The sequence below is a fragment of the Flavobacterium sp. 270 genome (assembly GCF_004368785.1).
Taxonomy (GTDB): domain Bacteria; phylum Bacteroidota; class Bacteroidia; order Flavobacteriales; family Flavobacteriaceae; genus Flavobacterium.
In genome coordinates, this window is record NZ_SODM01000001.1 from 25,283 (window position 1) to 42,791 (window position 17,509).

At 31.7% G+C, this 17,509-nt stretch carries 20 protein-coding genes; 6 read left to right on the plus strand and 14 right to left on the minus strand.

Annotated elements, in window-relative coordinates; translation table 11 throughout:
• Window positions 1–88 precede the first annotated feature (88 nt).
• Genes EV144_RS00115 through EV144_RS00125 form a run of 3 tightly spaced genes read right to left on the minus strand, consistent with a single transcriptional unit; the run spans window position 89 to window position 1,697 of the window.
• Window positions 89–616 (minus strand): ExbD/TolR family protein, encoded by a 528-nt coding sequence (locus EV144_RS00115; protein WP_134144979.1) that lies wholly within the window; start codon window positions 614–616, stop codon window positions 89–91.
• Window positions 617–627: 11 nt separating this feature from the next.
• Window positions 628–1,152 (minus strand): ExbD/TolR family protein, encoded by a 525-nt coding sequence (locus tag EV144_RS00120; protein ID WP_134144981.1) that lies wholly within the window; start codon window positions 1,150–1,152, stop codon window positions 628–630.
• Between the two features lie 11 nt (window positions 1,153–1,163).
• Window positions 1,164–1,697, minus strand: coding sequence for an ExbD/TolR family protein (locus EV144_RS00125; RefSeq protein WP_410501171.1), 534 nt, complete (start codon window positions 1,695–1,697; stop codon window positions 1,164–1,166).
• A 292-nt stretch (window positions 1,698–1,989) separates the two neighbouring features.
• On the opposite strand from EV144_RS00125, the gene EV144_RS00130 reads away from it, so the two are divergent.
• Window positions 1,990–2,544, plus strand: coding sequence for a fasciclin domain-containing protein (locus tag EV144_RS00130; protein WP_134144985.1), 555 nt, complete (start codon window positions 1,990–1,992; stop codon window positions 2,542–2,544).
• An 82-nt stretch (window positions 2,545–2,626) separates the two neighbouring features.
• On the opposite strand, the gene EV144_RS00135 is transcribed toward EV144_RS00130, so the two are convergent.
• The 7 genes from EV144_RS00135 to EV144_RS00165 form a co-directional block, all read right to left on the minus strand.
• Complete coding sequence (locus tag EV144_RS00135; protein WP_134144987.1) at window positions 2,627–3,469, minus strand: EamA family transporter; 843 nt, start codon at window positions 3,467–3,469, stop codon at window positions 2,627–2,629.
• 126 nt (window positions 3,470–3,595) lie between these two features.
• Window positions 3,596–3,736 (minus strand): SsrA-binding protein, encoded by a 141-nt coding sequence (locus EV144_RS00140; protein ID WP_134144988.1) that lies wholly within the window; start codon window positions 3,734–3,736, stop codon window positions 3,596–3,598.
• Between the two features lie 129 nt (window positions 3,737–3,865).
• Window positions 3,866–5,677, minus strand: coding sequence for a M56 family metallopeptidase (locus EV144_RS00145; protein WP_134144990.1), 1,812 nt, complete (start codon window positions 5,675–5,677; stop codon window positions 3,866–3,868).
• 7 nt (window positions 5,678–5,684) lie between these two features.
• Window positions 5,685–6,053 (minus strand): BlaI/MecI/CopY family transcriptional regulator, encoded by a 369-nt coding sequence (locus EV144_RS00150; RefSeq protein WP_134144992.1) that lies wholly within the window; start codon window positions 6,051–6,053, stop codon window positions 5,685–5,687.
• Between the two features lie 30 nt (window positions 6,054–6,083).
• Window positions 6,084–7,676, minus strand: a complete 1,593-nt coding sequence (locus tag EV144_RS00155; protein ID WP_134144994.1) for a M56 family metallopeptidase — start codon at window positions 7,674–7,676, stop codon at window positions 6,084–6,086.
• Window positions 7,677–7,697: 21 nt separating this feature from the next.
• Entirely contained in the window at window positions 7,698–8,066 is a 369-nt protein-coding gene (locus tag EV144_RS00160) for a BlaI/MecI/CopY family transcriptional regulator (protein WP_134144996.1), read from the minus strand.
• A 164-nt stretch (window positions 8,067–8,230) separates the two neighbouring features.
• On the minus strand, window positions 8,231–9,448 hold the full coding sequence (locus EV144_RS00165) for an MDR family MFS transporter (RefSeq protein ID WP_134144997.1): 1,218 nt from the start codon (window positions 9,446–9,448) through the stop codon (window positions 8,231–8,233).
• Window positions 9,449–9,544: 96 nt separating this feature from the next.
• Here EV144_RS00165 and EV144_RS00170 point away from each other — a divergent pair, with 96 nt between their 5' ends.
• The 5 genes from EV144_RS00170 (at window position 9,545) to EV144_RS00190 (ending at window position 13,322) form a co-directional block, all read left to right on the plus strand.
• Complete coding sequence (locus EV144_RS00170; RefSeq protein WP_134144999.1) at window positions 9,545–10,144, plus strand: DUF1684 domain-containing protein; 600 nt, start codon at window positions 9,545–9,547, stop codon at window positions 10,142–10,144.
• Window positions 10,144–10,791 carry a TatD family hydrolase gene (locus EV144_RS00175; RefSeq protein WP_134145001.1) on the plus strand — a complete coding sequence of 216 codons (648 nt, stop codon included), beginning with the start codon at window positions 10,144–10,146 and terminating at the stop codon, window positions 10,789–10,791. The genes EV144_RS00170 and EV144_RS00175 overlap by 1 nt, the downstream gene beginning before the upstream one ends.
• Window positions 10,792–10,895: 104 nt before the next feature.
• Window positions 10,896–11,609: a ThiF family adenylyltransferase gene (locus tag EV144_RS00180; protein WP_134145003.1), complete on the plus strand. Its 714-nt coding sequence runs from the start codon at window positions 10,896–10,898 to the stop codon at window positions 11,607–11,609.
• A gap of 136 nt (window positions 11,610–11,745) precedes the next feature.
• Window positions 11,746–12,408, plus strand: coding sequence for an HAD family hydrolase (locus EV144_RS00185; protein ID WP_134145005.1), 663 nt, complete (start codon window positions 11,746–11,748; stop codon window positions 12,406–12,408).
• Window positions 12,409–12,479: 71 nt separating this feature from the next.
• Complete coding sequence (locus tag EV144_RS00190; protein WP_134145007.1) at window positions 12,480–13,322, plus strand: DUF2911 domain-containing protein; 843 nt, start codon at window positions 12,480–12,482, stop codon at window positions 13,320–13,322.
• 314 nt (window positions 13,323–13,636) lie between these two features.
• On the opposite strand, the gene EV144_RS00195 is transcribed toward EV144_RS00190, so the two are convergent.
• The 4 genes from EV144_RS00195 to EV144_RS00210 form a co-directional block, all read right to left on the minus strand.
• Window positions 13,637–14,263, minus strand: coding sequence for an MCP four helix bundle domain-containing protein (locus EV144_RS00195; protein WP_134145009.1), 627 nt, complete (start codon window positions 14,261–14,263; stop codon window positions 13,637–13,639).
• A gap of 40 nt (window positions 14,264–14,303) precedes the next feature.
• Window positions 14,304–15,032, minus strand: coding sequence for an alpha/beta hydrolase (locus tag EV144_RS00200; protein ID WP_134145011.1), 729 nt, complete (start codon window positions 15,030–15,032; stop codon window positions 14,304–14,306).
• A 67-nt stretch (window positions 15,033–15,099) separates the two neighbouring features.
• The gene (locus tag EV144_RS00205; RefSeq protein WP_134145012.1) at window positions 15,100–15,591 is read right to left on the minus strand and encodes a hypothetical protein; all 492 of its coding nucleotides are present in this window, start codon (window positions 15,589–15,591) and stop codon (window positions 15,100–15,102) included.
• A gap of 68 nt (window positions 15,592–15,659) precedes the next feature.
• Window positions 15,660–17,390, minus strand: a complete 1,731-nt coding sequence (locus tag EV144_RS00210; RefSeq protein ID WP_134145014.1) for a sodium:solute symporter — start codon at window positions 17,388–17,390, stop codon at window positions 15,660–15,662.
• Between the last annotated feature and the right edge of the window lie 119 nt (window positions 17,391–17,509).

The following is a 17,509-nucleotide window of genomic DNA, read 5'->3' on the forward strand; positions in this document are numbered from 1 at the left end:
TGTTTCAGGTTTTATTTGTTTCAGGTTTCAAGTTTCGTCTGTCAGTTCGAGCGGAGTCGAGAACCTTTTGAAACCAAATTTTATTCAATTAATTAGAAGCTAATAATTTAGTTTCTTCAGGAGTAAATTCAGGTATGATCGCGTAAGAAGTAATTCCTGTTATTTTCATTTCATCAAGAATATCGACTAAATTACCATAATTAGATTTTTTAGTAGGTTTAATAATTACTGTAATGCCTTGACTTGGCTTACCTAATTTGGCAGAATATTCTAGCACAGTTTTTTTTCTGGCTAATAATTCTTTTCGTATTCCTTCTTTACCATATTTAACTTCTTTTGGAGAAATTATCGGAGAATTTAGAATTCCCATGTAATATATTAATTTATTATTCTCACCTAACATTACTGTTATTGATCGATTTTCTCCACTATGACGTGGAGGGCAATCACAACATCCACGATCTTGTCCTGTAGCATATTCCATAACTTTTGGTTTTGATAATTCACCAACAACCATAAAAAATATAATCAGGAGAAAAGAAACACTGACCATCGCTGTTAAATCTATTCTTGTACTTAATTTTTTGCTTCTAATTTTTTGAGGAAGGTTTTTCATAAGATGATTTGTTAGTTTGAAGCCAATAATTTTGATTCTTCCAAAGTAAATTCGTCTACAATGGCATAAGTATCGATTTTTGCAATTGCCATTTCATCCAAAATATCTACAAGATTTTTAAAATTAGATTTTTTACTTGGTTTAATTATTACAATAGCTCCGCTTTTAGGTTTTCCTAACGCAGTAGAATACTCCAGTATTGCTTTTTGTTTATTAAGCAATTCTTTATGTATACCATTTTCTCCATATGTAAGCTCTTTTGGTGCTTCTCGAGGATAATCTAATAAACCTGAATATGTTACTATTTTGTTATTATCATCTAATAAAATTGTATAAATTCGGGTTGCGTCGACACATCCAGGATGACAATCGTCACAGTCATAATCTGGCAGACTTAAATCCATTATTTTAGGCTTTCTTAATTCAGTCGCAACCATAAAAAATATGATCAGCAGAAAAGAAACACTTACCATTGCTGTCATATCTACTCTAGTATTTAATTTTTTGCTTCTAATTTTTTGAGGAAGGTTTTTCATAAGATGATTTGTTAGTTTGATGCTAATAATTTAGATTCTTCCGGACTAAAATCACTTACAATTGCATAAGTGTCAATTTTTGCAATTGCCATTTCATCCAAAATATCTACAAGATTTCTAAAATTAGATTTTTTACTTGGTTTAATTATTACAATAGCTCCATTTTTAGGTTTTCCTAAGGCAGTAGAATGCTCAAGTATTGCTTTTTGTTGGTTTATTAATTCTTTTCTGATTCCAGTTCTGCCATAATCCATTTTTTTAGGAAGTTGATCGGATAATCCATATATTCCTGAATAGGTTATAATTTTGTTATTATCATCGAGTAAAACAGTAATTACGCGATTACCTGTATCCATGTGGCATATAATTTTCCCTTTATATTCATAATATTTATCAGGCAGGCTTAAATCCATTATTTTTGGTTTTCTCAATTCAGTTGCCACCATAAAAAATATAATCAGCAGAAAAGAAACACTTACCATTGCTGTCATATCTACTTTAGTACTTAATTTTTTACTTCTGATTTTTTTATTAGTTTCCATAATTAGACTTTTTAATTGTTTTTTAAACTATTGAATAAAGAAATCTGAATCGAATTACCTTTTATAAATATAATTAAATTTTCATTTGAAATGTTAAAAAATATTAAATATAGAAAACTACTTAATCGATTATTGCAATTATTTTAAAAAATTATAAAAATAATTTCATCAATTAAAGGCTTGTTTTACAGTGTTTTTTGAAGACTTTTTAATGAATTTTATTGTTTTTTATTTTTTCATTAAAACCAAAACAATTATTACAGCGTAAATGAGCTTATAACTTAAAACATTCATTATGAAAACTAGAAAATTTTTAGCAGCAGCAGTTTTAGCATTAGGATTTGCATTTACATCTAATGCACAAAAAACAGTAATGGTAGGAGGAGCAGCAATGTATCCAAACAAAAACATTATTGAAAACGCTGTAAATTCAAAAGACCATACTACTTTGGTTGCAGCTGTAAAAGCAGCAGATTTAGTAACAACTTTACAAGGAAAAGGGCCATTTACTGTTTTTGCTCCAACAAATGCTGCATTTGATAAACTTCCAAAAGGAACTGTTGAAACATTATTAAAACCAGAAAACAAAAAAATGCTTCAAACTATTTTGACATACCATGTTGTTGCTGGAAAAATGAATGCTTCTGATATTGCAAAAGCTATTAAAATGGGTAAAGGAAAAGCTACTCTTAAAACGGTAAGCGGTGGAACTTTGACAGCTTGGATGCAAGGTAAAGATTTATACATCAGCGACGAAAGCGGTAACAAAGCAAAAGTTACTATTGCAGATGTAAACCAATCAAACGGAGTAATTCATGTAGTAGATACTGTATTGTTACCAAAAAAATAATTCCAATTTTGGATAGCAAATTATTTAAAAAAGTCCTGTGTTTACAGGACTTTTTTGTTTTATACAGTTTGTTTTTTATTAATTATCTTTTGGCTGTTAGTGTTGATCCTGCAGAAGCAATAACAACACAGATAACAGCTAATATTTCGTAAAGGTTTAATTTTTCCTGAAGAAATATAAAAGCACAAATAGAAGCTGCAGCAGGTTCTAAACTCATTAAAATACTAAAAGTTCGTGGAGGCAGTTGTCCTAATGCTTTCATTTCTAATGTAAACGGAATAGCACTTGACAAAAGCGCCAAAGCAACTCCTAAACCAAATAGTCTTGGAGTTAGATTAATTAATCCGTTTTCGTAAAAACCAAATGGTAGAATTAAAAGTGCCGCAAAAAGCATTCCGGTAGTTACAGCATCTCCATCGTTCATAATCTTTGATATTTTACCACCCAGAATAATATAAGCGGCCCAAAGTGCACCAGCCAAAAGAGCGAACAAAACTCCTAAAGAATCAATATGAGTATTCGACCACGGTGCGATTAAAATGATTCCAGTCGCAGCTAATAAAACCCAGCAATAATCTATTAACCGTTTTGAACCAATTATGGCAACTAATAAAGGACCGATAAACTCTAAAGTTACGGCCAGACCAATATTAATTCTTTCTATAGCAAGATAAAATACTAAATTCATTGCTCCTAAAGACAATCCGTAAGGAATAACAATTTTCCATTGTTCTCTGGTGATTTTTGAAAATTTAGGACGATAAGCCAATAATAATATTAAAGCAGAAATTCCGATTCTCATAGAAGCTGTTCCCGCGGCTCCAAGTGCAGGAAATAAGGTTTTGGCAATTGCCGCGCCACATTGAACGCTGATAATAGCCAAAAGTACTGCCGGAACAGGAGGGAGGTTAATTGATTTTTTCATGGAATGTTTAAGCTGAAAAGCAAAACTACAAATTAGTAAGCACAAAAAAATTTGTGTGTTGGAAAAGAATTTGATTGTCGAAGTTACAGAACAATCAAGCTTGCATTTTAAAATAAAGTCGGACTATTAACCTAAAGCACGTTTAGTTACGTAAGCACGATATCCAATAAGGGCCATTTGCCACTTTTTTGCTTTGGCAATATCTAAACCTTGTTTGGTAAAACTTGGCAGAAGAATTTTATTTAGTTTAGCTAAAATTTTGAACATAGCAGTAGGATTTTTTTCAAAGATATAAAAAAAGACTTTGCGTTTAAGGCAAAGTCTTTTAAGTTATAGATTTTGAGAAATTTAAATTATCAAAATAAGATTTTTATCTTTGTTTATTTTTATGAAGTTCTAACTTTTTTTTGATTCTTTTTGTTTTCTAAGTTCTTCTCTTTGATCTAGAAACTTTTGTCTCTCATTTAATCTCATTTCTTTTTCCTGCAGTTTCATTTGTTTTTCAAACTGCTTCATATCAACTTCAAACTTCTTCATGTTTTTTGCGTACTCGCTGTCAGAACCAAATTTTAGTTCCATATCACGACCAAATTTCTCCATGTCAGCATTATATTTTTCCATGGCTACTTGATATTTCTCCATTTCTTTATTAAAAACGGCAGAACGTTTTTCCATAACTTCTTCCATTTCTTTTTCGAAAGAAGCCATTATTGGTTCTAAGCGTTCCATTTTTTTATCAAATTCCTCCATTTCTTTTTCAAATTTTTTCATGGCAGCTTTATCATTTAGATTTTTAGGAGCTATAGGTGGCTTTGGCATATTGGCAATAGCTGCAGCCGGAACTTGTGGCATTGGTCCCTGAGGAAATTGAGGTACTGTTGGAGGTGTTGGCGCATCTGAAACATTTGGTACGTCTGGAGTATCCGGGATATCCGGTGCATCAGGAGCATTTCTTACTACAACTCTGTCGTTTTCTACTGTCATTGGCGCGTCTGATTCACCTTCTGTAATTAAATTGACTTTTTTAGTTCCGTCACTTTCTGTAGAAATAACAATAGAACATTCTTTAATAGCGTTATTTCCTTCTATCTGAATAGTTTGAACTTCTTCTGTACCGTTCTTAATTTCTACCAGAATGTTGATTAATTCATTCTTTGAGTTTCTTTTTACTTCAGAAATTACAACATCAACATTATGTTTTGTTTTTAAAGTTTTAACAAGAGCAGTAAGTTCTTGATCTGTTGTAGAATAGGTGATTTTATAAACATCATTATCCTTAGCTTGATTTTGAGTAATTTCTTTTTGAGATTGTTTTTTTTCCTGCGCAATAGTTTCCATTTGAAATAAGAAAATAAAGGCGCCAAGTGCAGGGATAATGGCAGAATACTTCCAGTAGTTTCTGTTTTTTGATTGATTTTTGTTTAACATGACAATTCGCTTTTTGATTAATGATTGATAAAAATGATTGGTAATAGCAGCACAATTTTCGTGTGTTGTTATTTTTAAAAGCGTGTACTGATACGCTTTTTTGTCAGTGATTTTTTTTGATGCCACACTATCGGCAATAAATTCCAGGTTTTGCAATATCGCTTTCTTGTAAAGCCAAATAATCGGGTTGAACCAAAATAAAATACAAAAGATTCTCGAAATCAAGACATCAATCGTATGATGTTGATCGCTGTGTACTTTTTCATGTTCAAGAATACTTTCTAATTCTGCCGCAGTGTACATTGATGAGTTGTACACTATATAATCAAAATAAGAAAATGGAGCAATGTTTTCATTTACATCTATAAACTTAAAGTCTGCTTGTTGTTTTATTGTTTTACCTTTTAAAACGGAATTTAAACTATAAAAATCCAAAGCAAATTTTAGCATAAAGGCAAGAAATCCTATACTATAGACAGCTATCCAGATTAAATTCCAATTAATGGCAAAACTCTCTTTTACAATTGTCTGCGGAACATAACCAGAAGAATAACTATAATTAGCTGCAGTGTCTAAAGCCGTTGAAACCGGGGCAGGCTCAATCCATACAATTTGTGTATACACTACAAACGGAAGTATAACAGATGTAACTAATCCGGCCAATAAAAACCATCGGCTGCTATTGAAAAATGTTTCTTTGCGTAACAAAAAATAATAAGCAAAATAAAACATTGCTACTAATCCGCTGGATTTTGCGATATAAATGAAAAGTGCTTCCATAAAACGATTATTTTGTTTCTTTCGGGTTTTCTATCATGGCTAAAATTTCTCTTAACTCTGCTGCAGAGATTTTTTCTTCTTTAGCAAAAAAGGAAACCATACTTTTATACGAGCTATTAAAATAATTATCAATTGCTGTATTCATAAACCCATTTCTATAGTCTTCAATGCTTACAATTGCGTAATATTGATGCGTGTTTCCAAAAGCATTATGGCTCACATAACCTTTCTCTTCAAGATTACGAACAATAGTAGAAAGTGTATTATAATGCGGCTGATCTTCTGTAATTTCTGCCTGAATTTCTTTTACAAAAGCTTTTTTAAGCTTCCATAAAATCTGCATGATTTCTTCTTCTTTATTGGTTAGCTTTTGCATTTTTAAAATTTTTAAGTTTAGTCAAAAAGATTATTTACGTGTTTGAATAATCAGAACACCATCTTTTCCTTTTTCGCCATATTTACTTGTTGCCGTTTCGCCTTTTAGAACATTTACAAACTCAATATCTTTAGCGTTTATCTCGTTATAGTCAAAACCAGCAGGCATTTCTTCACCATCAACAATTACAAGTTGGTTTCCTAGTTTAGCATTGGCTTTTGCACCATTTGAAACTGCAATAGTCGAACCGCCTTTTGTAGTAATTATTTTCGTAGTATTATCATTATTTGTAATTATAGTAGTGCTAACATTTGTATTAGTATCATTGTTAGTTTTTGCACTACTATTAGAATTAGTGCTAACATGGGTTTCTGTTTTTGAAGTTAGTTTTTTGCTTTTTACAATTTTCGGTTCTTTGTTTGTTTTAGAATTACTTACTGTATCATAAGTCTCGATTCCGACTTTCTTACTGCCGTTTTTATCTGTAGTAACCACAACTCCAAAATCTTCAATAACAGCATCATTGCGTGTCTGAATTGATTGCGCAACCTGATTACCATTTTTAATGTCAATTTTGATTGACGTTAAATCGTTTGCAGCATTTCGTTTAATTTCAGAAGCTTCAAAATCAATATTGTGCAATGATTTTAAATTTTCTTTAATTTTCTTTAATTCTGAGTCAGTAGAACTTTTCTTGATTTTGTAAATGTCTACAGAACCAATTTCGCCCGCAGTTTCTTTTGTGGTTTGTTGTCTCTCTTTTGCAATTACTTCAACTTGAAATAATAGTACAAAAGCGCCCAGAGCTGGTACAATTACAAAATGTTTCCAAATACTTTTCTTGTTTGATTGATTTTTGTTTAACATAACGATTCGTTTTTTGATTAATGATTGATAAAAATGATTGGTGATCGCAACACAATTTTGATGTGTTGTTATTTTTAAAAGCGTGTATTGATACGCTTTTTTGTCTTCTATTTTTTTGAAAGCCTCGCTGTCGGCAATAAATTCAAGATTTTGTATGATCGCCTTTTTGTATAACCATATAATAGGATTGAACCAGAAAAGAATACAGAAAACTCTGGAAACCAGTACGTCTATAGTATGATTTTGATCGCTGTGTACTTTTTCATGTTCCAGAATACTTTCTAATTCAGCAGAACTGTATAAGGAAGAATTGTAAACGATATATTCAAAATAGGAGAAAGGGGCAATGTTTTCGTTTAAATCAATAAATTTAAAATCGGCTTGCTGCTGAATTTTTTTTCCTTTTAATATTGAATTTAATTTATAGAAATCTAAAGCAAATTTTACCAGAAGTACCAAAAGACCAATTCCGTAAAGAGATAGCAAGATAAAATTCAACTGCAATGGATTTTCCTTTTGAATATTTTCGATGTTAGAAAGTTCCTGAAAATTTAAACCTGAAACTGGTTCTGGATCTATCCAGACGGTTTTAGTGTAAACCAGAAACGGAAGTGCGACAGAAGTAATTAAACCCGCCAATAAAAACCATCTGTTGGCATTAAAAAAAGTTTCTTTTCTAAGCAGAAAATAATAAGCCGTATAGAATAACGCTAATAAAGCGGATGATTTTAGGATAAAAATAAAAAGTGCTTCCATAACCTATTATTTTTTTAGTTGTTATTTGTCTTCTTTTGGATTTTCGATCATTGCTAAGATCTCGCGTAATTCTGCCGCAGAGATTTTTTCTTCTTTAGCAAAAAACGAAACCATACTTTTATAAGAGCTGTTAAAATAATTGTCTATCGCAGTACTCATAAATCCCTTTCTATAATCTTCAATACTTATAATAGGATAATATTGGTGAGTGTTTCCAAAAGCGTTATGACTTACATATCCTTTTTCCTCAAGATTGCGTACAATAGTAGAAAGTGTATTGTAATGTGGTTGATCTTCTGTGATTTCGGCTTGAACTTCTTTTACAAAAGCTTTTTTAAGCTTCCATAAAATGTGCATAATTTCCTCTTCCTTGTTCGTTAGCTTTTGCATGTTTTCTAATTTTAATTCAAACCTACAACTATTTTTCTAGTTACACAACTAAAAATATAGTTTGTTAACTATTTTTTTAGTTTTAGTTGAATTTAAGGCATAGAAAAGGTACTCAATTTAAGCGTATTAAATTGAAAATGAATAATTTATGTTAAAATAAATTTTTAAGCTACTTTTTCGTCTATCAAAGCTTTCTTAATCCAGAAACAGCAAAGTGTCGCTATAACTCCGGTAGAAGCCATAAAAAGCCAGTTGGTTTGATAGCCTAATCTTGTAATAATTTCAAATCCAACTTTTGAACTTATAATATGGGCCAAACTAAAACTCATAGTATAAAGCGCCATATATCTACCTTCCTGACCGCGCGGCGCGCGGCTTAAAGCAAAAGCATTAGAGAAGGGAAAGGTGAGAATTTCTCCGATAGAAATACAAATCATACTGATAACCAGCATTCCTGCCCATATATTAATAAGCAATAAGAAGAAACTTAATGCCATAATAAAAGAACCTACAATAATAATTTTTATTTTAGGAAAACCTTTTCTTTCCATAAAACCAACCGTTGGCATTTCTAAAGCAAAGATTAAAAGACCGTTAAGCGTCATTAACAATCCTGTTTGAAACTCTGTTAAACCAAATTTTTCGTTATGATATAAAGGTAAAGTCGTAAAAAGCTGAAAGAAAATCATAGCCGTAACAAAACTCACAAATAAGAAAACCCAAAAGATTTTATCCTGAAAAACAGATTTTACAGCCACAGCACTTTCGATTTTATCATCATGTACAACTTTTTTCTTTTCCTTAACTAAAAAAGCAAAAATTGAAATTGCCACAATACAAGAAGCACCATCAACCCAAAATAATCCAGAATAACCAATTCCCATAATAATCAGACCGCCCAGAGCTGGACCTGCTGCAAAACCAAGATTTACCGCCAGACGAACTAATGTTAATGCTCGGGTTCTGTTTTCGGGTTTTGCGTATGCGCCAAGCGATACAAACATTGCTGGACGAAACATATCGGCAATGGTCATTAAAAGAAACATTGCAACGCATAAAGCTTCAAAAGTTGTAATATACTGTACGAAAAAAAGCGCTACACCACTGGTAAACAAACTAAAAATCATGATTTTGTAAAAGCCAATTTTATCAGATAATTTACCGCCAAGCCAAGAACCAAGCATTGAGCCAAAACCAAATGCAACCATAATCCAACCCACTTGATTATAAGTAAAATGAAGATCTTCTTTTAGATATTTTGACAAAAACGGAAGTACCATTGTACCGGCACGGTTGATAAAAGTAACAATAGCAAGTATCCAAATCTCTCTAGAAAATCCTTTAAAATTATTAATGTAGTGTGTAAAAGCGGTTTTGAGCATTATAAAAAAATATTTGCAACAAAGTTAAGAAACTTTGTAAGCTTAAGCGGTTGGCTTTTTGTTAGTTTTGAACTATTTTTGCTGAAAATTTCTACCATGAAAACTGCAGCTGTCCTTGTTTTATTGCTGACTATTAATTTTGGATTTGCCCAAAAGAACTTTAAGAAAAGTGATGTCGAAAAATTTCAGAAGAAAATAAACGCTGAATTTGCTGATGCTAAGACAAGTCCGTTGATGACAGAGGATTTAAAAACTTTTAAAGCATTAGATTTTTATCCTATAAATAAAACTTTTTTTGTGAATGCTGTTTTTGAAAAAGCAAAAAATGAAAAGGTTTTTGAAATGAAAACTACAGGAACAAGAACGCCGCAATACATTAAATACGGAACTGTTACTTTTAAAATTAATGGAGCAAGCTATCATTTGAATGTATATAGAAATATTGAACTTTCTAAAACTCCGGAATATAAGAATCATTTATTTTTGCCTTTTTCTGACTTAACCTGTGGTAAGGAAAGTTATATTGGTGGTAGATATATAGATTTAGAAATTCCGAAAGGAAATACAATAGCAATCGATTTTAATCAGGCTTACAATCCGTATTGTGCTTATAGCTACAAATATTCTTGCCCGATTGTGCCATTAGAAAACGATTTAAAAGTGGCTATAAAAGCTGGCGTAAAAACTTTTCATTAATGGAATACTTCAATTTTCATACACATCAATCTAAAAATCAGGCTAATGTTTTGGAATTGGTAAATCAATACCCAAACGAGTTTGATGCTTCGATTCCTTTTTATTCTATCGGAATTCATCCGTGGTATATTCAGGAAAACAGCATTGACGCTGATTTGAAAATTATCGAAGAAAAATTGCAAACCGAAAATTGTCTGGCAATTGGCGAATGTGGTTTGGATAAAAGAATTGAAGTACCGTTAGAATTACAGATTTCGGTATTTGAAAAACAATTGGCTTTAGCCGAAGAATTTAAAAAACCAGTCGTAATTCATTGCGTTGCTGCTTTTCAGGAAATCATTGCCATCAAGAAGAAATTAAAAATTTCGGTTCCGATGATAATGCACGGTTTTTCTAAAAACAATCAAATTGCAGCACAACTTATAAAGGAAGAATTTTATCTTTCTTTTGGAAAATACCTGCTGAAAAATCCAGAGTTAGAAACCGTTTTTAAAAGTGTTCCAAACGATCGCTTTTTTCTGGAAACCGATACAATAGAAGAAACAATTGAACAGGTATATGATTTAGCTGGAAAATATAAAAATATAAATTTAAAAGAGTTAGAAGATATTATCTCAAGTAATTATAGAACTGTATTCAATAAATAAAACAAGATTTCAAAAGGTTCTCGACTACGCTCGAACTGACAAACGTCAAACCTGAAACTTGAAACCTGAAACAAAAATAATTAAAAAGAACAAAAAGAACATATATGGCAGAGTGGACAGAAAGAGCTGAGCTTTTATTTACAAAAGAGGGATTAGTAAACTTGCAAAACTCAAACGTTTTGGTAGTAGGTTTAGGTGGAGTAGGATCTTTTGCAGCCGAATTTTTGGCAAGGGCAGGAGTAGGAAGTATGACAATTGTAGATGGTGATGTTGTTGATATTACGAATATTAACAGACAATTACCAGCTTTGCATTCGACTGTTGGTGAGCCAAAAATTAAAATTGTGGGTGATCGTTTAATGGATATCAACCCAGAATTAAAACTTACACGTGTACAGGAATTTTTATCTCCTGAGCGTGCATTTGAAATTGTTTCTTCTGAATTTGATTATGTTTTGGATTGTATTGACAGTATTACGCCCAAACTAAATTTAATTATGGGAGCAAAACGCAATAGAGTTAAAATTATCAGCAGTATGGGAGCGGGCGGTAAAATGCTGGCTTCTAAAGTAAAAGTTGCAGATATTTCAAATACAACAAATTGTTATTTCTCTAAAACAATCCGTAAACGCTTAAAAGAAGTAAAAATCAACAAACTGAAAGTAGTTTTTTCTTCTGAAATCCAAGATGCAAAAAGTTTAAAACTAACAGACGGAAAAAATTTCAAAAAGTCGTTTTACGGAACAAACAGCTATATGCCAGGATTATTTGGCTTACATATGGCAGAAACAGTAATTAGATATTTGATTTCTAAATAAGGTACTAAGCTTCTAAGCTACTAAGGTTCTAAGTTTAAAAACTTTGTCTAAACTTAAAGCTTTAAAAACAGAGTCGTAGAAGCTTAAAAAAAACCTTAGAACCTTAGCAACTCAAAACCTCAGACCCTTAAAAAAAATGATTAAAACAGTAATTTTTGATATGGACGGCGTTATTGTCGACACAGAGCCCGTTCACCGTTATTCTTATTACCTTCAATTTTCGGAATTGAATATTGAAGTTCCTGAAGAAATGTACACTTCATTTACAGGATTTTCGACACGAAATACATTTCAGACCTTAAAAGGATTTTTCCCGACAATAGAGCAGGAAGTTGAAGATTTGATTCAGAGAAAAAGAAATATTTTTAATGAAGCTTTTGATACCAAAGAAGATTTGTATTTATTAGAAGGTGTAGAAGATTTGATTAAAGATTTGTATGCCAGCGGTATTCAGTTAATTTTGGCTTCATCGGCATCAAAGGTTACGATCGACCGCGTTTTTACAAGATTTAAACTGCATCAGTATTTTACGGATATTGTAAGCGGGGAAGATTTTCCACAATCAAAACCAAATCCGGCAATCTTTATTCATGCAGCATCTTTGTCTAAAGCACCAAAAGAGAACTGTATTATCATCGAAGACAGCACAAATGGGGTAAAAGCGGCCAAAGCTGCAGGAATATATTGTGTGGGATACAACAGTGAACATTCAAAAATGCAGGATTTATCAGAAGCAGATATGATTATCAATCATTTTAATGAACTAGACGCTCAAAAAATATCACAGTTAGGTGCTTGAATTATATAAAATTTAACATTTGTTCCCTAATTGAATTTGTAAATTTGAACAAAATAAAATAAACTCCGAAAATGAAAAAACTACTTATTGCATTGGCCATTATTTTGGCTCCTTTTGCTGCAGAAGCACAAATAAAAACTCCACAAGCAAGTCCTAAAGCTTATATCAAACAAACTGTTGGTTTAACAGATGTAGAAGTTACCTATTCTAGACCGGGTGCTAGAGGCAGAGCTGTCTTTGGAAACTTAGTTCCGTTTGGTAAATTATGGAGAACCGGAGCAAACGAAAACACTATTATTAATTTTAGTGATGATGTTGTAATTGATGGTAAAACTTTGAAAAAAGGAAAATATGCAATATATACAATTCCTAAAATCGAAAGCTGGGAAGTAATTTTCTATCTTTCTACTGATAACTGGGGATTGCCAGAAAATTGGAGCGATGCTTATGTTGCTTTAAGAACTACTGTAAAAGAAGAAGCATTACCAACTCCAGTTGAGACTTTTACAATCGGAATTAATGGTTTAGATCCGAACTTTGCTTATTTAGAAATGGCTTGGGAAAACTCTCATGTAGCTTTAAAATTTGAAGTTCCAACAGCTAAAACTGCAACAGCAAGTATTGAAAAAACTTTAGGCGGACCATCTTCTAATGATTATTTTGCAGCTGCAACTTATTTATTTCAATCTAACGGAAATATCGAAACTGCAAGAATATATGTAGATAAATCTCTGGATATGAGTACAGATAAACCGTATTTTATTTCAAGATTAAAATCTTTGATTCAGGCAAAACAAGGTGATAAAAAAGGAGCTATCGAAACTGCAAAAGCTTCTTTGGCTGCTGCAGAAGCTGCTAACAATCAAGATTACGTAAAAATGAACAAAGACAGCATTGCTGAATGGAGCAGATAAAAAAAATATTCTTTTTGAATATTTTTTAAATTTCAATAATTTAAAAATCCAAATTCCAAATTTCTGGGGTTTGGATTTTTTTTTGTGATTGACACGTTTTTGTTATTTCGAAGAAAGGAGAAATTGCACGCGGGATTCAAGTATTGTGATTACGAGTGTGATTTCTCCTTTCGTCGAAATGACAATACTTTGAGTATATTAAAAATCTATTATTAGTATATTTAAAATGATTAATATTACTTATTTCCACAAACATCCATAATAATCAACATTTGGAATTTGGAATTTTTAAAATTGGAATTTGCCTGAGGCTTTTAATTCAAACTAGGCGGTTCTGGAATTTTGATTGTTTTCTTTTTCTTTATAATCAATAAATAAAAAGTAATACCGCCCAAAATAATAAGTAAGGCAATCTGAAGCTGCCCAAGACTATTATTACCGCTGTACATCTTATTTGCGGCCGCTAATTTTGCTTTTCCTTCTGTAATTTGAATCTGAGATAATAATTCTAACGTTTTTAAAGCATCATCGCTAGACTTGGCAATTTGATCCCAGTTATTATTAGCTGTTTGTTTATTGATTGTTTTGCAGGAATTTAAAAAAGCATTAAAATAGGTTTTCTCTTTTGGAGTTAAAACGGTTTTGCCGTACAAATCATCTATTTCGTGAACAATTTTGAGTGTATTTATAATTTCATCTTTTTTGATATTATCGCTTAAAGTCAATTTTTCGGCTTCTGCTTTTATAAAATGAAGTTCTTTTGAATATTGAAATATATATTGTGAAACAACCAAACGATCTTTATAAATCGCATTGATATTTTCGTTGACATTTTTAGAATTTCGAAGTGTATTAAAATTCGTCAAAATAATAATAAGCATCACAATCAGTAAAATGAAAGCAGCTTTGGTTTTGTTGCTGTATTTTTTTAAATCTTTCATTGTTTTCTTTTTTGAGTTGCTATTAAATTGGAATTTTAAATTATTCTATAAATTTCAATATAATTTTTAAGGTTTCAGATTGTTGCTTTTCGCGTGAAATGTGAGCACTATTATCTCCAAACTGAAAACCATAATAGCCAAATTGTGCGTGATTGGCACCCTCGATTTTTATAAATTCTGTAGCAGCCGGAAGTTTCGATTTATTTTTGATTATAGTATATTCATCGGCTACACCATCATCTGAACCATATATTTTTAGAATCGGAATTTTACTTGCTGCAAGGGAAATATCTCTGGGATGTGATGTTCCAATCAGAATTAGTTTATCAATTAAAGAAGGATTTTCTTTTACGAATTGTGCCGCCATTTTTCCGCCTTGCGAATGACCGGCCAAAATATAAGTTTTACTTTTGTCAGTAAATAATCCCAACTCTTTGGGAAGATTATAACCTTTTGAAGCCAGTCTCCAGGGCATTTTAATTAAATAAACTTTAATGTTGTTTTCAGAGATTTTCCTGCACAAAGGAACATAGGCTTTTGGATCAACCATTGCGCCTGGATAGAAAATTAAAATTTTTGTTGATTTTTTTGAAGGTTCAAACAAAAAATAATTTTCGTTATCGGTTACTACAATTTCATTATTGCTTTTTAAATCATTATCTGAAACTCCATGTGACTGATAAGAATATAGAATCCAAATTGTAAATGAAACTGCTAAAAAGAACCAGATTCTCTTTGCTATTTTTATGATTCTGGATTTTCTTTTCATTTAGCAATTCATTAGAAATATAATAAAAGTAAATAAAAATAGGAACATTTACTTCATTCTGTATATCTTAATTTTGCTGCTTGGTATTCCTATATAATAAAGACATAGTTTGTTCATTTATTATATCGGCTGCTTTTGATAGAAAATAAGGGCTTGTACATTCTGCATAACTTATATAAACAATATGATTATCGTCTTGCAGATTTTCATTTTTTGTTTTGGCAGACAAATAACTATCCGTTCCCATAATCATATAAACGGGATTTCCTTCGCGATAAAGCTGTGTTGCAATTCCTCTTAATAAATCTTCGCCTGCCTGTTGTGCTTCTTTTTCTCGAAAAGACAATAGCATCATACAGTACATTAGCGAGCATACATCTGTTCTTTTATAATTTGGATATTTTTCAAAAAAGACGGCTCCTTGATTTAAATTTTTAAAGCGCTTAGTGTACAGTTGATCAGCGATTGAGTGGTCTTCAAATATTGAATCCTTAAAATTTTGTGCCTGTATTTGCAGACAAAACCCAAATAAAAGAATTAAGATTAATTTTTTAAGCATAATTATAATTCATCAATTAAAAAAGAAAATCTGCTCAATCAGCAAAATCTGCGTGCAAAAAAAACTATTTATTCTTCAATAACCTCAAGTTCATTCTTTTTGAAAAACAAAAATTGCATCAATAAAGCTAAAACAATTGTCAGCATTGCGCCGATAAAATTCAGCCATAAATAACCTAGTTTTTCCTGACCACTTGGGTAAATATAAATCATAAAATAATAGATTATAAAAATGGTCAATTGGCTGATAATAGCACTGTAAAACATTGGTTTTGCCTGAACTCTACGCAGATAAAATCCAACCAGAAATATTCCTAAAACAGTTCCGTAGAAAATAGAACCAATGATATTTACTAACTGAATCAAATTTTCAAATAAGGTTCCTACGCAGGCAAAAAGTATGGCTACAACTCCCCAAAAAAGCGTAAAAAATTTGGTTGCATTGAGATAATGCTTTTCAGATTTTTCGGTTTTTAAGTTTCGTTTGTAAATATCAATTGCAGTTGTAGAAGCCAATGCATTTAATCCGGAAGCTGTAGAAGACATTGCTGCCGAAAGAATTACAGCCAATAATAAACCAATTAATCCTTTCGGTAAATAATGCAGGATAAAATGAAAGAATACATAATCTTTATCATTGGTTTCGCTGTTACTGTCGGCTTTCGAAATAATTTCTTTGGCGCGATCGCGTAAGTCCTTTTCTTTATTGGATAAAGCAACCAGTTCTTTACGCAAAATAGGATTGTCGTAATCCTGGTTTAACTGATCGATATATAATAAGTTAATTACTTTTTTGTCTTCAGAAAGCGTGCTTAGTTTTTTCTCCAAAGCATGATATTCTTCTTTAAAAGCAGATTTTTCAATTACAACTTTGTTATTCGGATTAAAATTTAGAGGAACTGGATTGAATTGAAAAAATACAAAAACCATAACTCCGGTTAACAGAATGAAAAACTGCATCGGCACTTTTAAAAGTCCGTTCATAATCAATCCCATTTGACTTTCGCGAACCGATTTTCCCGATAAATAACGTCCAACCTGCGATTGATCGGTTCCAAAATAGGAGAGAGCCAAAAAGAAACCACCTGTAATACCGCTCCAAAACGTATATTTTTCTTCTGGATTAAAAGAAAAATCTACAATATTCATTTTATCGTTTGCGCCCGCAATATGCAGCGCACTTGTAAAAGTCATGTCGTTTGGCAGGTAATGCAGAATCAGAAAAAATGTGATAAACATTCCAGACATAATAACAAACATCTGCTGTTTTTGTGTAACGTTTACGGCTTTTGTTCCTCCAGAAAAAGTGTAGATAATTACTAAAAGCCCAATCATAATGTTCATGATTGTAAGATTCCAACCCAAAAGAGCGGATAAGATAATGGCTGGCGCATAAATGGTAAGTCCGGTTCCTAAACCTCTTTGAACCAAAAATAATATAGCGGCAAGCGAACGAGTTTTTACATCAAATCGTTTTTCTAAAAATTCGTAAGCGGTAAATACTTTGTTTTTATGATATAACGGAATAAAAGTCAAACAAATGACAATCATGGCAATTGGAAGCCCAAAATAGAATTGTATAAATCCCATTCCGTCATGATAGGCCTGACCCGGAGTTGATAAAAAAGTAATTGCGCTGGCTTGTGTTGCCATTACCGAAAGCCCAACGGTGTACCACGGAGTTTCGTTGTTTCCTAAAATAAAATCTTCAACGTTTTTACTTCCTTTTGTTTTCCAGGATCCATATCCAACAATGAATAGAAGTGTTACAATTAGTACGATCCAATCAAATAGCTGCATAGGTTAAGAATAAAATTGCATGATTAAGAAAAAAATCACAATATATATTGCGTTGGCTACCAAAACATAAGTGTAGCTTTTTTTCCATTTTTTTGTTTTTTTTGCTTCCATTTTGTTTC

Bases quoted from the DNA above. Each gene is read 5' to 3' on its own strand.
- EV144_RS00180 (WP_134145003.1), top strand. From the start codon at position 10,896: ATGGCAGAGTGGACAGAAAGAGCTGAGCTTTTATTTACAAAAGAGGGA.
- EV144_RS00210 (WP_134145014.1), bottom strand. From the start codon at position 17,390: ATGCAGCTATTTGATTGGATCGTACTAATTGTAACACTTCTATTCATT.
- EV144_RS00120 (WP_134144981.1), bottom strand. From the start codon at position 1,152: ATGAAAAACCTTCCTCAAAAAATTAGAAGCAAAAAATTAAATACTAGA.
- EV144_RS00175 (WP_134145001.1), top strand. From the start codon at position 10,144: ATGGAATACTTCAATTTTCATACACATCAATCTAAAAATCAGGCTAAT.
- EV144_RS00160 (WP_134144996.1), bottom strand. From the start codon at position 8,066: ATGCAAAAGCTAACGAACAAGGAAGAGGAAATTATGCACATTTTATGG.
- EV144_RS00165 (WP_134144997.1), bottom strand. From the start codon at position 9,448: ATGCTCAAAACCGCTTTTACACACTACATTAATAATTTTAAAGGATTT.
- EV144_RS00150 (WP_134144992.1), bottom strand. From the start codon at position 6,053: ATGCAAAAGCTAACCAATAAAGAAGAAGAAATCATGCAGATTTTATGG.
- EV144_RS00170 (WP_134144999.1), top strand. From the start codon at position 9,545: ATGAAAACTGCAGCTGTCCTTGTTTTATTGCTGACTATTAATTTTGGA.
- EV144_RS00155 (WP_134144994.1), bottom strand. From the start codon at position 7,676: ATGGAAGCACTTTTTATTTTTATCCTAAAATCATCCGCTTTATTAGCG.
- EV144_RS00195 (WP_134145009.1), bottom strand. From the start codon at position 14,263: ATGAAAGATTTAAAAAAATACAGCAACAAAACCAAAGCTGCTTTCATT.
- EV144_RS00190 (WP_134145007.1), top strand. From the start codon at position 12,480: ATGAAAAAACTACTTATTGCATTGGCCATTATTTTGGCTCCTTTTGCT.
- EV144_RS00200 (WP_134145011.1), bottom strand. From the start codon at position 15,032: ATGAAAAGAAAATCCAGAATCATAAAAATAGCAAAGAGAATCTGGTTC.
- EV144_RS00140 (WP_134144988.1), bottom strand. From the start codon at position 3,736: ATGTTCAAAATTTTAGCTAAACTAAATAAAATTCTTCTGCCAAGTTTT.
- EV144_RS00130 (WP_134144985.1), top strand. From the start codon at position 1,990: ATGAAAACTAGAAAATTTTTAGCAGCAGCAGTTTTAGCATTAGGATTT.
- EV144_RS00135 (WP_134144987.1), bottom strand. From the start codon at position 3,469: ATGAAAAAATCAATTAACCTCCCTCCTGTTCCGGCAGTACTTTTGGCT.
- EV144_RS00115 (WP_134144979.1), bottom strand. From the start codon at position 616: ATGAAAAACCTTCCTCAAAAAATTAGAAGCAAAAAATTAAGTACAAGA.
- EV144_RS00145 (WP_134144990.1), bottom strand. From the start codon at position 5,677: ATGGAAGCACTTTTCATTTATATCGCAAAATCCAGCGGATTAGTAGCA.
- EV144_RS00185 (WP_134145005.1), top strand. From the start codon at position 11,746: ATGATTAAAACAGTAATTTTTGATATGGACGGCGTTATTGTCGACACA.
- EV144_RS00205 (WP_134145012.1), bottom strand. From the start codon at position 15,591: ATGCTTAAAAAATTAATCTTAATTCTTTTATTTGGGTTTTGTCTGCAA.